General features: G+C 65.9%; 13 protein-coding genes. 1 reads left to right on the forward strand and 12 read right to left on the reverse strand.

Annotated elements, in window-relative coordinates; genetic code table 11:
* Nucleotides 1-68: 68 nt before the first annotated feature.
* The 12 genes from ASD37_RS21400 to ASD37_RS21455 form a co-directional block, all read right to left on the reverse strand.
* Nucleotides 69-644: a YdcF family protein gene (locus ASD37_RS21400; RefSeq protein ID WP_056556147.1), complete on the reverse strand. Its 576-nt coding sequence runs from the start codon at nt 642-644 to the stop codon at nt 69-71.
* The gene (locus ASD37_RS21405) at nt 631-1515 is read right to left on the reverse strand and encodes a sialate O-acetylesterase (protein WP_056556150.1); all 885 of its coding nucleotides are present in this window, start codon (nt 1513-1515) and stop codon (nt 631-633) included. Before ASD37_RS21405 ends, ASD37_RS21400 begins: the two co-directional genes overlap by 14 nt.
* On the reverse strand, nt 1502-2740 hold the full coding sequence (locus tag ASD37_RS21410) for a lipase family protein (RefSeq protein WP_056556153.1): 1239 nt from the start codon (nt 2738-2740) through the stop codon (nt 1502-1504). Before ASD37_RS21410 ends, ASD37_RS21405 begins: the two co-directional genes overlap by 14 nt.
* A 31-nt stretch (nt 2741-2771) precedes the next feature.
* The gene (locus ASD37_RS21415; protein ID WP_082570320.1) at nt 2772-4040 is read right to left on the reverse strand and encodes a lipase family protein; all 1269 of its coding nucleotides are present in this window, start codon (nt 4038-4040) and stop codon (nt 2772-2774) included.
* 342 nt (nt 4041-4382) lie between these two features.
* A complete protein-coding gene (locus tag ASD37_RS21420; RefSeq protein WP_056556156.1) occupies nt 4383-5534 on the reverse strand; it encodes a glycosyltransferase in 1152 nt (383 codons plus the stop codon).
* Entirely contained in the window at nt 5531-6634 is a 1104-nt protein-coding gene (locus ASD37_RS21425; RefSeq protein WP_056556160.1) for a lipopolysaccharide biosynthesis protein, read from the reverse strand. The genes ASD37_RS21420 and ASD37_RS21425 overlap by 4 nt, the downstream gene beginning before the upstream one ends.
* 114 nt (nt 6635-6748) lie before the next feature.
* The gene (locus ASD37_RS21430; RefSeq protein ID WP_056556163.1) at nt 6749-7444 is read right to left on the reverse strand and encodes an acyltransferase; all 696 of its coding nucleotides are present in this window, start codon (nt 7442-7444) and stop codon (nt 6749-6751) included.
* 69 nt (nt 7445-7513) lie between these two features.
* Complete coding sequence (locus ASD37_RS21435; RefSeq protein WP_082570368.1) at nt 7514-8581, reverse strand: glycosyltransferase; 1068 nt, start codon at nt 8579-8581, stop codon at nt 7514-7516.
* 306 nt (nt 8582-8887) lie between these two features.
* Complete coding sequence (locus ASD37_RS21440; RefSeq protein ID WP_056556170.1) at nt 8888-9574, reverse strand: acyltransferase; 687 nt, start codon at nt 9572-9574, stop codon at nt 8888-8890.
* 57 nt (nt 9575-9631) lie between these two features.
* Complete coding sequence (locus tag ASD37_RS21445; RefSeq protein WP_056556172.1) at nt 9632-10753, reverse strand: glycosyltransferase; 1122 nt, start codon at nt 10751-10753, stop codon at nt 9632-9634.
* Nucleotides 10750-11712: a GDP-mannose 4,6-dehydratase gene (locus ASD37_RS21450; RefSeq protein WP_235568497.1), complete on the reverse strand. Its 963-nt coding sequence runs from the start codon at nt 11710-11712 to the stop codon at nt 10750-10752. Before ASD37_RS21450 ends, ASD37_RS21445 begins: the two co-directional genes overlap by 4 nt.
* Nucleotides 11713-11740: 28 nt before the next feature.
* Nucleotides 11741-12766, reverse strand: coding sequence for a GDP-mannose 4,6-dehydratase (locus ASD37_RS21455; protein ID WP_056556178.1), 1026 nt, complete (start codon nt 12764-12766; stop codon nt 11741-11743).
* A 241-nt stretch (nt 12767-13007) separates the two neighbouring features.
* Between ASD37_RS21455 and ASD37_RS21460 the strand changes: the two genes are divergently transcribed.
* On the forward strand, nt 13008-13967 hold the full coding sequence (locus tag ASD37_RS21460) for a class I SAM-dependent methyltransferase (protein WP_156721011.1): 960 nt from the start codon (nt 13008-13010) through the stop codon (nt 13965-13967).
* Nucleotides 13968-13976 lie beyond the last annotated feature (9 nt).

A 13976-nucleotide genomic window follows, 5' to 3' on the forward strand; every position in this document is an offset into this window, starting at 1 on the left:
AGTTCCCCGCCCGCGTTTACTATGTCACTGTTAGCCAGCCAGCGCCAGGCATACAGCATATGTCCAGTTCACTGACATCCGCCCTGTATCGCCGCTTTGGCCAGACCACCCCATTGATAAGCGAAGATGAACTCCCAGCCGAGAAGTGAATAGCGATATCGACGGGGTACGTCGATCATGACCGCAGCCTCTGGCCGGTTCGAGAAACATTGCTGAAATACCAGTCTCGCGCGTGGTAGGTGGTACCGCCAGCTGATGACGATGATCTTGCGCCACGACCGTTCGTCAGCGAGGCGGCGCATCTCCTCGGCCTCACCGCGCGTGGTCCCCGGATCGGGCTTGAAGCAGATGACCTCGACGTCTTCGGGGCTGCGACACACCCGCTTCATCACGGCGTCACCGTCCAAGTAGGGATTGGACAGCACGACGGTCGGTGCCCATCCCTCCCTCGCCAGCTGCAACCCGTAGTCCTCCCGACCGTCGTGTTCGCCGCCGAGCACGATGATCGCGTCGGCACGCTCGAGTTGGTCGACCTTGGCGTTGGCGAACACGAAGTAGCCGCTGAGGCCCATGTCGACCAGGATGACCGCCATCACGAGCACGATGGCTTCGGCCGCGACCAAGAGCCGTCTACTCGCGGTCATACTCCGCCAGATCGTCGGCAAACGTCTCGCGATAGCGGGCCCACATCGCTCGTCCCATCGCACGCTGTCCGTCGGCGTTGTAGTGCCGGTCCTCCGCGTCGTTGACGCAGCCACGCTCGCCCGTGACGAATGCGGTCCGGTGCTTGCGACGCGGGGTGTCGGCGTGGATGGCGTCGATCACCGAATAGTCCTTGCGGCTCTGTTCCATCTCCTCGGGCACCATTTGGCCGAGGATGAACGGAAGGTCGTGTCCGTAGCGCGTGCGCAAATCGTCGATCACCGAGTCGAGCTTGTCCCGGTACGTCGGCCCTGACGTCAGCGGCACGTCACTTTCTCCTTGGTGCCACAGCACCGCGGCCACTGCACTTCCCGGGTGGCGTCCAAGCACCGCGTCGATCGCGCGCACGCCGGCGACGTAGAGGTTGACCCTGGTGCGGGTGTCGACCGGATCCCACGTGTACCCGTTCTTGGGTGCGAACGACGTGTCGCCTCGGGCGCCGGGGACCAGGAGGACGTGGCGACCGGTCTCCTCGGCGAGCAGCTTGGCGAAGGTCATGCCGAACCCCACGCCCATGCCGGGAATTTCGTGCATCAGCGGTTCCTCGGCGAGGATGATCCGGCCCTTGGCCGGCCCGCTCATGGCGTACTGGTGCACCCGTGGGTGCGGGCGGTCCAACCCGTCGCGGTCGAGACCCCGTCCCATCCCGAAGGCGTTGGACTGCCCGAGGATCGGCACCACCAGGTAGGGCTTTGGCGGTGGGTCGACGGGCGTCCCCGCCGACGCCAGCCTGCGCTTGACCGCCGACTTGGCCTCGAAGGCCAGCCGACGCCAGTTGGGTATGTCCCCGTCCGGGTTCCTAGCGGCATTCATTGACGGCCGTCTTCCCTTCGAATCGGTCGGCGATCCAGGCGAGTTGGTTGGTGACGTCGACGTCGCCGTGGCCCTTGGTGGGCTGCAGATCCCACTCCACGTTGCCACCGAGAGCGCACGCCTTGGCGATGGCGTCGGTGGTCCACGCCGCGTCGACCAGGGTGTCTGCGCCGCCGTACACGACCGACAACGGGGCCGAGAGGGGTCGTTGTGGAAGTGTCCACGCGGACAACAGTTTCCGAAGTTGATCGGCCGACGCCTGTGACGCCGGGCGGACGTCGGCGGCGGTCACCTGCTTGAGCGCGTCGGCTCTGGATTGGGCGGTGTCGCCGGCGCACGACAGGATGACGTTCCAATGTGTTGCCGCTGCACCACGCCGGAAGTCGTCACGGTTCACCTCGGGGTGGCGGCGGGCCAGGGATTCCACGATGGCGAGGAACGCCGGTCGCTGATCATCGGTCAAGGTGCCCGCCTGCGCCTTGTCGACCACTCCGATCACCTCGGCGGCGGGCGAATCTGACACGGCGCCAACGAGATCGAGCTCCGGCGCATACGTCGAGGCCTGTTCGTCGGCGGCCCACGACGCTCCCCCGCCCTGCGATCCCCCCAGCGCCAGCCAACGCGTGGAGGTGTTGGCGAAGGTGTGGCGTAGCGCACGGACCGCGTCGATCAAGTTGAGCCCCGCGGTCTTGGCGTCGGTGTACGGGTGGATTCCGCTCTCCCCGAGGCCCTCGTAGTCGGCGAGCGCGACTGCGTGTCCGGTCTTTACGAAGCCGACGACCAGGTCGGCGAGCCCGAGCAGCGAGTCGGAGAGCGACGGAGCGCAGCCCTCGTCTATGCCGGTGGTGCCATGGCCGAAGGACAGGATCGGCCAGCCTCCCTTCGGCGGCTCGCCGAGGGGGGTGAAGACGGATCCGGAGACGGTCGTCTGCGCGCCGGTGTCGCCGTTGGTCGAGCGGTACACCACTCGCGCCGCCTGCAACTGACGTCCGCTGATCGTCCTCTGGAGAGCGGGCATGGTCATCGCACTGACGAGGGACCCCGGGCCCGCCCCGCCGAGGTCGGCGGTTTCGACGGGAACCGGTTGCGCGGTCGGTAGGTCACCGCGAATGGCGTCGACGACCTTGCCAGCCACGCGGAATCCCGTCGGCAGCGTGAGCCCGACGAGCACCAGCGCGACCAGCGTCACCACGGTGACCGCGGCCGCCCGCGCACCCCGCCTCATGCCCGTCGACGCCGGTAGTGTTCGGCCACTCTCATCCGCCGTCTCCTGTTCGAGCCGGCGCCCCCTCTTGTCCTGGGGGCGGCGGGGGCGTGACGAAGGACGGGCAGCTGTTCGGCGCAGGGGCGGTCCCGAATCGGTCGGCGATCCATCCCAGCACCGGGCTGACGTCGACGTCGGAGTGCCCGCGGTCGGGTTGCATGTCGATGCGGACGACGTCATCCATCTCGCACGCGCGTTGCAGCGCCGCATCGGTCCAGGCGGGTGGGACGAGGACGTCCTGCCCGCCGTAGACGACGTAGGCCGGAGCCGCCAGGGGGCGCCGCGGGAGATCTGACGTGCGAAGGCGGTCCCGCAGCACGGCTGCGGCCGCGGCGGTCGACGGCGTCAAGTCGTCGGGGGTGATCTGTTCGGCGGCCGCCGAGCGCTCGTCAGCCTTCCCGAAGTCGCACTGCAACAGGACATCCCACTTGTCCGCGACGACCCCGCGTCGATAGTCGTCGAGGTTCAAGCCCGGATCCTCGTTCTCTTGCGAGGCCAGCAGCGCCTGATAGACCGGCTCCTGTTCCTTCGACAGCTCCCGATTGACGGCGTCGTCGACGAAGCCCGAAACATTGAGTGGCGGAGACACACTGGCGCTGCCGACCAGCTCCAGCCCGGCCGCGTAGGACGGGCTCAGCTCGTTGGCCGCCCATGCGGCCTGCCCCCCCTGCGACACACCGAATGCCGCCCACCGGTTGGAGGTGTCGGCGACCACCTTGCGCGCGGCACGCACCGAGTCGACGAGGTTGTAGCCGGCCGTCGTGGCGTCGAGATATGGATGGTAGGTCGAATCGTCGCCCAGCCCTTGGTAATCCGTCATGGTGACGACGTAGCCGGCGTTGACGAGCTCGAGGATGGCGGACGACAGGTTGGACAGGGTCGGCGACGAGGACGGAGCGCACCCCGCGATCACGCCGGTGGTGGGGTGGCCGTAGGCGATGATCGGCCATCCGCCCTCCGGTGGCTTGCCCTTCGGGGCGTAGACGGTGCCCGTGACCTTCGTGGGTTGGCCGGTCACCCCCGACGTCGACGTGTAGGTGATCTTGGCCGCCACCGACGTGACGCCGGTGAGCCTGCGGTCGAGGGTGGGCATGCTGTGGGCGGCGACGACCGTGCCAGGCCCCGAACCGCTGAGATCGGCGGGCAGTGCGATTCCGGCGTCGGGCGGAGGTGCGACCGGTTCGGTCGTTGGTCCACCGCACGCGGACGTCGTCACGGTCACCACGACGATCGCAGAGATGACGGCGCGGCGCAGGCTCATCCGTGACTCCTCCATCCGCCCCCGTCGAGTGTGGTTGCCAGCGGATCGCTCGCAACGCCCCCTGGTCGAACTCCCGCCCGTTGATCGTAGGCGATCGAGACGACCGATGACGCCCGCCCGTGGCTAATGCCCACCACTGCACAGCGAGCCGCCCGCGCATGCCGAGCCTCAACGAAGCCCGACATTGCCGTCAATTTTCGGCGCCGCACACCGTGGGTGGTCCGACATTCAGCAAACGTCATGATCGGCGGGCACCGGTGTCACGACGCTCCCCAAATCTCGGGTCGTGACGGCGCTCGATTCCGGTCACCGCGATCATGACCACTGTCGCTGTCGTCGAGGTCACGGCCGGGTACCCGGGTCGTCGGGGCCGCCCTCGATCAGCGCGTTCACCGCCGCCCGTACCGTCCCGTCCCGCCAGTGTCGTTCGTTGGCCTCGTAGATCGCCCGCCCCGCGGACACGGCCGCCCCACGGTCGGTCAGCATGCGTCGGCACGCCTGGACGAAGGCGTCGTCGTCCCCGGCGACGTCGAGGGCGAAGATGCTCCCCAGTGACCCCACCGCAGCCTCGGTCCCGACGACCGGAAGACCGATGCGGGCGGCGTCGAGGATCTTGACGCGCACGCCGCCACCGGTCGTGATCGGTGCCACCATGGCCCGGCACGTACCGAGGAACGCGTGTAGGTCGTCGACGAAGCCAAGATCCCGGACTCCCGCCGGGTAGGCCGGTTCGGGAGCGTTCGGCTTCTTCGCGCCGATGACGCACAATTCCGCGTCTGGCACGCCCGCGGAAATCCGCGGCCACAGCGCGAGTGCACGCAGGAACGCCTCCTGATTCGGCGGCCAGTCCCTGGTCCCCATCAGCACCAGACGCGGAGGAGTCGTCGAGACGTCGACCTGATCGGCAGGGGGCAACGTGAGCTCGAACCACCTGGCGCTGCGAACGCCGTTGCGGCGGTATTGCTCTGCCTCGTCGGCGTCGAAGGTGCCGACGGCATCGGCGGCCATGGCCACCCGTAGCTCGTCTCGGACCAGTCGCTTGGACTCGACCCGTCCGAGGAGTCCACGGCTGGCGCCCCACACCAGCGCCTCACTGACGTGGGTGTTGACCACCAGCCTGCGTGTGCCGACGAGCGAACTTCGCAGGAACGACTCGGCCATGTAGCTGTGCTCGGCGACGAAGACGTCGGCGTCCGCTCGTTCGATCGCCGCGACGAGTTCGTCGCCGTCGAATCGGACGTGGACCAGACTGCGGCGCGACCTGGCGGCGGCCGCGAGCAGGCCGAGTGGCCGGACGGCGGGTTTGCGCACCCTCGTCACCTCGACACCGCCGGGGACGAAATCGGCTGTGACGGAGCCACTCTCCGCGGCCAGGCAGATGACGGAGACGTCGTGACTCTCCGCGGCCAGCTCGACGAAGAGTCGCGACAGGGCGACGTCACCGCCGTGTTCGACCACGGGATCCTTGGACATCAGGAAGACGACGGAGGTCACGAGCGCCGTCGTCCGTAGAGTGCGTTCGCGAAGACCGCCAGAAGCATGGCGTCCGCTGCCGTCGTCGCAATCGCCGCGGCCACCGCTCCGAGGCCGAGCTTGACCAGGACGGTCAGCAGCGCGAGCTTGACCGGCAAGAGGGCAATCGACGACACGAGCCGAAAGCGGTCCCGCCGTTGGGCGTAGAGGATGACCTGGAAGACGCAGATGACGGTCCGCAGGAAACAGAATCCGGCCATGATCACCATGGCCTGGGCCATCGGCGCCGGCGCGGGCGTGAACAGCATTACCACTCCGGTGACGAGGACGATCGCCCCGACGGCGGACGCGATGGTGAGCGTCAGACGCAGCTTGGGCCCGGTCTTCAGGTCACCACCACTCTTGCGCAGGGGTTCGTGATAGGTCATCGCGAACGACTGCCCGATTCCGGCCAACGCGGTGGCCAGCATCAGCGTGATGTTGTAGTAGCCGACGACGGTGCTGTTGGTGAGGAAGCCCAGCAGCAGCACGTCGCCCTGCAGGTAAGCGGCTGTGCCCAAACCCATCTCGGCAGTGAGGTAGACCATCTGGCGAGGCGCGCCTGGCAGTCCGGGTCGGTGGCCCCGCACGGCCGCACCTGCCAAGACCAGGATCACGGCGTAGGGCGCGCAATAGAGCAGGCTGGTCAGCTTCAGCGTGGGGTCGTCCACCGCGAAGAGGTAGGCGCAGACGAGCACGACGCTGCTGGTCTGCCTGATGGCGTCGTAACGCCACACCAAATCGGGATGTCCTTCGCGTACGGCGCGGCTCTTGAGGCTGTTGAACGCCATCTCCCCGCCGGCCATGGCGAAGCCGAACCAGAGGAGGTACAGCTTGTCGAACGGCAGGAGGGCCAGCCCGACGACGACGAGCGCGACGCCCACCAGGTAACGACTCGAGCGCTCCCGGTTGAAGTCGTCCTCTGACTCCCGGATGGCCCGTACCGCCCATGGATTGTCAAGGGGCGGGCCGAGAATCGTCGCGAAGGAGAACGCCAGGGCGTACAGACCGTAGTCGGCGATGCCGAGGCGGGCGATGATGGCGAAGGTCAAGAGCAGGCCGAGGCCTCGGCTGCCGTACATGAAGAAGACGCCGACGAGCGTCTTGAAGAGGTTGCGCGACGCGCCTTCCGGGGCTGACTCGGGCGTCGATTCGGGGAGCGTCAGGTCACGAGCCCTTCGTCTCGAGCGTCGCCATCAGCAGAACAGGGGCCGATAGCCGCCCGTGTACTTGAGGGCCTCGGGATCGCGCTTGCCGATCACCTTGGCTGGCACACCTCCGACGATTTCGCACGTGCCGATGTCCTTGGTGACCACCGCTTGGGCGGCGACGACTCCGCCGCGTCCGATCAGCGACGGCAGAACCATGGCGCGGCTGGCGATCCACGCGTAATCGGAGACCACGGTGGGGATGGGTACCGGGAGGAAGTCGGGGTGGTTGACGTCGTGTCCCCCGCCGATGATCTGAACGTCGCTGGCAATGGTCACGTCATTGCCGATGTAGAGACCGGCGCGGGCGTCGAGCAGGCAGCGCGAACCGATCGACGTGTTGTCACCGACGGTCAGGAACTCGATGTCGAGGATCGTGGTGCCGAGCATGATGCACGAGTTGCCGCCGATGGTGGCGCCGAACAGCCGGAGGAATCCCTGTCGGATGAAGTGGAACGGAATGTGGGTGACGATCAGGTTGTAGAGCACCTGGCCGATCCGGTTGCGGAGCTTGCGTTGCAAGCCCATGTCCTGCATCCGGTAGTTGGCCACCCTGCCATCTGGTTGCAGGTCGTAGGACGGCGGTGGCGGCAACTTCAAACCGGGTGCTGCGGCGACCTTTCTGGCTACGTCTTCCGGGTCCGCCTTTGCGGGTTCGGTGTTCACCGGCGTGGCTCCTGCCATGTTCTGGGCGTACGGCGCCGCGGCGTCGTCTCGGCAATTCGGGGTGTCAGGGTACAGCGGTGAAGCAGCTCACCGGGGCAGCGCGACGAGGCCGTTGACCGCGTCGTGAAGCTTCTCCGAGAACGACGCCTCGCTGAACTGCTTGACGTGGTCCCGGATCTTGTCCGAGTCGAATTTGGTCATCTCGAATCGGTCGACTGCCTCGGCGATGTCGCCGGGGGTCGGCTCGTCGAAGTACATGCCGCTGATGCCCTCGTGGATGGTGTCGAGGAATCCGCCGTACCGCAGCGCGATCGCCGGCCGGCCCCAGATTCCCGCTTCGAGCGGTGTGAGGCCGTAGTCCTCGTAGCTCGCCGCGAGGATGGCGCGGCAGTTCCCGTACAGCCATGCCAACTCTCCGTCGGAGATGTCGGAGACCATGGTGACGTTCGGCGTCTTCATGGCGCGCAAGCGCTCGGCCTGCGGTCCGCGGCCGACGACGACGAGCCGGCGGTCGGTGCCTGCGAACGCACGAACGATCGCGTCGACGTTCTTGTACGGCAGCAGCCGGGAGACGACGAGGTAGAAGGCGCCGTCTACCGAGTCGATGTTGGCCGCGTCCGCGCCCAGCCAGTCGACGACCTCGGGGATCGGCTTCACGCTGTCGGCTTGCGCCATGGTGACCGGAGGGAAGACGACCTCCGCCTCGATGTCGTAGGCGACGCGGATGCGCTCGCGGATCACCGCCGAGTTCGCCAGGTAGCGGTCGCTGGACAGCGCGCCGCGGCGATCCCACGCGGTGAGGTACTTGGCCATGGCGCGAAGCCCCAGCTTCGCGACGGTGTTGCCGTGCTCGCCCAGGTAACTGTCACCTTGGTACAGCCAACGCGCCGGCGAATGGCAATAGATGAGCTTGCGGCCCGTGGTCTGGAATCCGTGCGCCCACCCGCTGCTGCTGGCGAGCACGACGTCGGCGTCGATCTGAATGGAGTTCGCGACGAATGGGAAGAGGGGAAGCGCCGCGCGGTGGTGCTTGCGGATCGCCTTCACCCGGTTGACGGGCGCCACCCGAACGTCGAGATCCCTGAATTCGGGGAACGTCGCGTCGGGGTCGTAGAGCATGGTGTAGATCGGAGCGTCCGGAAACGCCCTGCTCATGGCCAGTACGGTCTTCTCAGCCCCCCCGAGCTGAGTGAGGTAGTCGTGCGCTATCGCCACTCGAGGGCGCGTTGACGTGCGCGCTAAGAGGTCTCGGGGCACCGTCAGTAATCCTCACGATGTTTGGCACTTGAACATGCGTGCTGGGGGGGACAGGGGGTCGCGGCAACCCGCCATACGGGAGTTGCCGCCGCCAACTGTACACCGGCTGCCGAAATCTCACCGGTTGCCAGAGAATGACTGGCAACTCGTGACCGGATCGTCAGCAAAACGATCGAAACGTGTCCCCTGCTGTCACTTTAGGTGTCAGAACAGCGGCACCTTGAACTTCCCGCTGTACCGCAGAGCGTCCGGATTTCGTTTGCCGATGACCTTGGCGGGGACGCCGCCGGCGATCCCGAGCGGGGGTATGTCGTTGACGACCACCGCATGCGCGGCGACCACTGCACCACTGCCGATGAGGCACGGCAGGATCATCGCGCGGCTCGCGATCCAGACGTGGTGGTCGATGACGATGGGGTCGGGTGGATTTGGCGCCGGCGGAAAGTCGGGATGGTTGATGTCGTGGCCACCCGCGATCATGTGGGTGTCGCTGGCGATGATCACGTCGTCACCGATGGCAATCCCCGCCCTGGCGTCCAGCAAGCATCGGAACCCGATTGACACCCGGTCGCCGATGACGATCAATCGGATGGACCAGACGTTGGTTCCCCTGTTGATCGCCGTGTCCTTGCCGATCGACGCGCCGAACGCGCGGAGATAGGCCTGCCGGACGAAGTGCAGGGGAATGTAGGTGACGAAGTTGTTGAAGAACCAGGCGGAGTAGAGGTCGACGAACCTCGACCAGACCGTTTCGCCGGCGATGCGGAAGTTGACGATCCGCCCGTCGTCGTCGGTGATCCACTCCATCAGGCCGGGCGTCCGAACATTGGGATTCACCGCGCGCTTCTTGGCGAGGACCTCTGGATCGGACCGCTGGGGTTCGACGAACACTGTGCTTGCTCCCGTCTTCGTGGCTGCCCCCCGTAACGTCCGGGAGCAGTCAGCCGGTCATCTTGAACTCTCGAGCAATTCCGACCACACGGTGGTGTACGCCTTGGCGATCTCCACGGCCGAACGTGCCTTCCGCTGGACGAGCACCTCGTCACCCAAGGTCGCCAGCTTGGCGTCGTCGTTGACCAGGGCCGTCACTGCGTCCGCGAACGCAGCGGCGACCTCCTCCGGCGAGTGAGACAGCCCGCGCAAGACGACGACGCCTTCGTCCTCCCCCAGATCGCCGAGCGCCCCATGGTCGGTACAGATGACCGGTGTCCCGTACGCGACGGCATGGGCCATCACCGCCGAGGAGGGGTAGCCCATCCCGTACGGCGAACGCTTGCCATAGGGCATGACGATCGCGCGAACCGACTCGAAGAACGCGTCCTCGGCGTCACCTTCGATGCCGCCGACGATGTCGATGCCCTCGATTCGAGGCAGGTCCTCGGTTCCGCGGCCTGCGACGCGAATGGCAATCTCCGGTGGCAGGAGTTGCCTGAGGGCGCCAATCTGCTCGAATCCCTTGCCGCGGTAGACCAGACCGAAGAGCCCAATCGCGAGTGGTCGCTGCTCCGGCGGCCGGATGTCGGGCCGGTCGGCGACCTGGTGCGGGACCCGGACCACTCGAGCGTGCGGATAGGCCGGCCGGATGGACGTCGCGCCGCTTTCGGTCAGCACGAACAACGTGGTCGCTCGAAGCCACTTTCGCTGGACGGCGTAGGACACCCTGCGGAAGGGGAAGTGCACGGCGTGGTTGACAAGCCAGTGCTGGGCCATGAACCGTGTCCGGGCTGGCCACCAGATCGGGTGCGGCGGGTCGTGAATGGTGGCCGTCACCGGGACGTGTTCGGGCAGTTTCGCGGTCGCCCAGAACGGGACCACGGCCCCGCCACTCAGTTCGGCATGCACCAGCACTCGCCCGCCCGGCGCGTCTGCCACCAACTTGCGGATCGCGGCGCTGTGCCGACGCAGGTCGGACACGCTGTCGTCGCCGGGGCCGCCGTGGCGATACTCGACGACGTCGGCGAAGTGCGACCGCACGGCGTCGACGAACGCCTCCGCGAAGTCCCCGACGCCACCGATGCCGACCCGCGGCGCGATGTAGACCAGGCGGGTCTGCGAAAGGTCTGTGCTCACGAGGGCCGCTCCGGTCCCAAGTCGAACTCGACCATGGCCGCCACGATCTGGTCGAAGGACTTCGTCGTGCGCCAGTCCAGCACGGTTGCGGCCTTGGTCGCATCTCCGACCATCACGTCGATGTCCGCCGGCCGAATCAGGTCGGCGTCGACGTCCACCTTCGACTGCCAGTCCGTGATGCCAACGGAGGCAAATGCGGCGGCGGCGAAGTCGGCGATGGAGTGGTCGACACCCGTCGCAACCACGAAGTCGTCCCCCGTTCCGTGCGTGGCCATGCGGAACATCGCGTCGACGTAGTCCGGTGCCCAGCCCCAGTCCCGCCGCACCGCGATGTTCCCAAGTTTGACCGAGTTCTGCTCACCCCGGAAAATCGCTGCCACGGCGGCGGTTATCTTTCGTGTCACGAAAGACGTTGGCCGTCGCGGAGATTCGTGATTGAAGAGGATGGCATTGGACGCCTGCAATCCCCTGTCTCGGTAGACGTGGCACATCATGTGGCCCATCGCCTTGGACACCCCGTAGGGGGACGTCGGTCGAACGGGCGTGTCCTCGGTCTGCCGCGAGCCTGCCGACCCGGCAAAGATCTCCGCACTGGAGGCGTTCACCACGGCGATGCTGCGGCCCGTGGCGTTCTGCACCTTGAGGCAGGCGTCGAGCAATGCGGTAGTGGCGACGGCGTTCACGTCGGCCGTGTACACCGGCCGGTCCCACGACAGCGCCACCGACGAGACTCCCGCCAGGTGGAAGACGTAGTCGGGCGACACCGTGGTCACCAGGTCGAGCACGGCGTCGCCGTCGGTGAGGTTGGTGGCGTGCGCCGTGACTTCTGCCAGCGCGACCGACTGTGGCCCCTCGTTGGGGCCGACGACTCCGTGAACGGCGACCCCGGAGTCGCTCAGCAGCCGCGACAGGTAGTAGCCATCTTGGCCGGTGACGCCGGTGACCAGTGCGACCTTCATGTGCTGGCGGTCCGACTGCATCAACGCCTCACGGCGCGGCGTGGCCTGCGTCGCGCGACTGCAGGGCGAGGTCGTTGTTCACCATCATCTCGACGAGGTCTTTGAACGTCACCTTGGGTTCCCACCCAAAGGCGTTGCGCGCCTTCGTCGCATCGCCAATCAACTGGTCGACCTCGGCCGGCCGCAACAGCGCCGTGTCGGTCTGCACGTACGGCTTCCAATCGTCGATCCCGACCGTCGCGAAGGCGACGTCGAGAAGCTCGGAGATCGAATGCGTCTCCCCGGTGGCGATCACGTAGTCGTCGGCGACGTCCTGCTGGAGCATCAGGTACATGGCTTCGACGTAGTCGCCGGCGAAACCCCAGTCACGCTCGGCGTCGATGTTGCCGAGGGTGAGGGTGTCCTGCAGGCCCAGCGATATCCGTGCGACCGCACGGGACACCTTGCGCGTGACGAATTCGACGCCGCGGCGCGGTGATTCGTGGTTGAAGAGAATTCCCGAGCTGGCATGCATGTCGTAGGACTCGCGGTAGTTGATCGTCAGGTAATGCCCGTACACCTTGGCCACGCCGTACGGCGACCGCGGCCACAACAGCGTCGACTCGGTCTGCGGAACGTGCTGCACCTTGCCGAACATCTCCGAACTCGACGCCTGGTAGAACCGGACCCGCTTGCCGGAGACTTCCTGGTACAGCCGTACCGATTCCAGCATGCTCAGCACGCCGCCAGCCGTGACGTCGGTGGTCAGGCGCGCATTTTGCCAAGAGTAGGCAACGAACGACACCGCACCGAGGTTGTAGACCTCGTCGGGCTGCGCAATCGTCATCGCGCGCATCAAGCTGGACATGTCCAATAGGTCGCCGGCGATGACGTGAACGCTCGGGAGGACTTCCTCCAGCATTGCCGCCTTGGGGTTGTTCTGCCCCCGCAGCAACCCGTAGACCTCGTAACCCTTGGACAAGAGCAACTCCGACAAATAGATGCCGTCCTGCCCGGTGATACCGGTGATCAGCGCTCGCTTCGGAGCGCCGGACTCACCCGAGACCGATGCCATTCGTGGTACCTCCGTCGTGACTTCGAACAACCGCGTCAGAAACGCATGATCGAGATTAGCTGCGATGAATAGTTGCACGCTCGACGGGATCTGTCCGTAGTGACCTTAGTTTGCCCACCTCCGGACGTTCGGTCGGTCTGTCGCGCTGGCCAAGCGCCGCAACGCCACGTCGGCCTCGAAGTCGTCCTACGCGAAGATCCCGATCAGCACGGCCTCGATCTGAGAGACTCTGGGAGTGGCGATGTCACCGACCGACATGAAACGGTGGGCAAAGGACTGGGCGAAGCTTCGACTTCACACCCTCTTCGTCATGGGTCAGCGCGTGGGTGTGGACGTACTCCCCCGCCATTTCTACAGCCAAGTCCCCGACATTCCACACCTGCAAGGTGACCGCAAGTGGCAGCGACCGTACTCGCTGAGGGGCATCCGGGGAACCGACGTCGGTGAACAACTGGAATGGTTAGAGAATATTTGTGCGCCAAGTCTTACGGCCACTCTGCCCGCGCTGCGTCTGCACCAGCGTGCCGCCGTCGCCAACGGTGCCGTGGGTTATGGGCCAGTCGAGTCGGATCTCTTGTATTGCCTCATTCGAAGACTGGCACCCCGTCGGCTGGTCCAAATTGGTGCCGGCGCGTCAACGTGGGTCGCGCTGAAGGCAGCCGAAGACGCTGGAATCGACATCGAAATTACGTGTGTCGACCCGTATCCGACGAATTTCCTGACCGCTATGGACCGGGTGGGAAAGATCAAGCTCCGCGAGACTCCCGTTCAGGACATTCCTGCCGACGAATTGGCCGATCTCGGCGCGGGCGACGTTCTCTTCATAGATTCGACCCACACCGTCTCAGTGGGAAGTGACGTCAACTACGTCATCCTGGAGGTTCTTCCGAGACTCCGCAAAGGCAGCCTCGTTCACTTTCACGACGTCACGATGCCGTACGACTACGCGCCGTCCGTGCTGTCGAGCGACCTTTTCTTCTGGAACGAAAGTGTGCTGCTGCAGGCTTTCCTCACCGACAATTCTCGGTTTGAAATTCGACTTGGATGCGCATTACTTCATGATCAAGCCCTCGAGCGGGTACAGATGGTCCTTCCGACGTACTCGTCACCGATGAAGACTGATCGTGGACTCGCCGAGAAAGATCGCATTGGGGCGTATCCCACGTCGATGTGGCTCGAAGTCGTGGCAGATCCCACCTAAGGTCGAACG

Source organism: Mycobacterium sp. Root135, from assembly GCF_001426545.1.
Taxonomy (GTDB): Bacteria; Actinomycetota; Actinomycetes; order Mycobacteriales; family Mycobacteriaceae; genus Mycobacterium.

What these genes read in the sequence shown, in the direction of transcription:
- ASD37_RS21400 (WP_056556147.1), bottom strand. Translation starts at nt 644, where the DNA reads ATGACCGCGAGTAGACGGCTCTTGGTCGCGGCCGAAGCCATCGTGCTC.
- ASD37_RS21405 (WP_056556150.1), bottom strand. Translation starts at nt 1,515, where the DNA reads ATGAATGCCGCTAGGAACCCGGACGGGGACATACCCAACTGGCGTCGG.
- ASD37_RS21410 (WP_056556153.1), bottom strand. Translation starts at nt 2,740, where the DNA reads ATGAGGCGGGGTGCGCGGGCGGCCGCGGTCACCGTGGTGACGCTGGTC.
- ASD37_RS21415 (WP_082570320.1), bottom strand. Translation starts at nt 4,040, where the DNA reads ATGAGCCTGCGCCGCGCCGTCATCTCTGCGATCGTCGTGGTGACCGTG.
- ASD37_RS21425 (WP_056556160.1), bottom strand. Translation starts at nt 6,634, where the DNA reads ATGTACGGCAGCCGAGGCCTCGGCCTGCTCTTGACCTTCGCCATCATC.
- ASD37_RS21430 (WP_056556163.1), bottom strand. Translation starts at nt 7,444, where the DNA reads ATGGCAGGAGCCACGCCGGTGAACACCGAACCCGCAAAGGCGGACCCG.
- ASD37_RS21435 (WP_082570368.1), bottom strand. Translation starts at nt 8,581, where the DNA reads ATGAGCAGGGCGTTTCCGGACGCTCCGATCTACACCATGCTCTACGAC.
- ASD37_RS21450 (WP_235568497.1), bottom strand. Translation starts at nt 11,712, where the DNA reads ATGAAGGTCGCACTGGTCACCGGCGTCACCGGCCAAGATGGCTACTAC.
- ASD37_RS21455 (WP_056556178.1), bottom strand. Translation starts at nt 12,766, where the DNA reads ATGGCATCGGTCTCGGGTGAGTCCGGCGCTCCGAAGCGAGCGCTGATC.
- ASD37_RS21460 (WP_156721011.1), top strand. Translation starts at nt 13,008, where the DNA reads ATGTCACCGACCGACATGAAACGGTGGGCAAAGGACTGGGCGAAGCTT.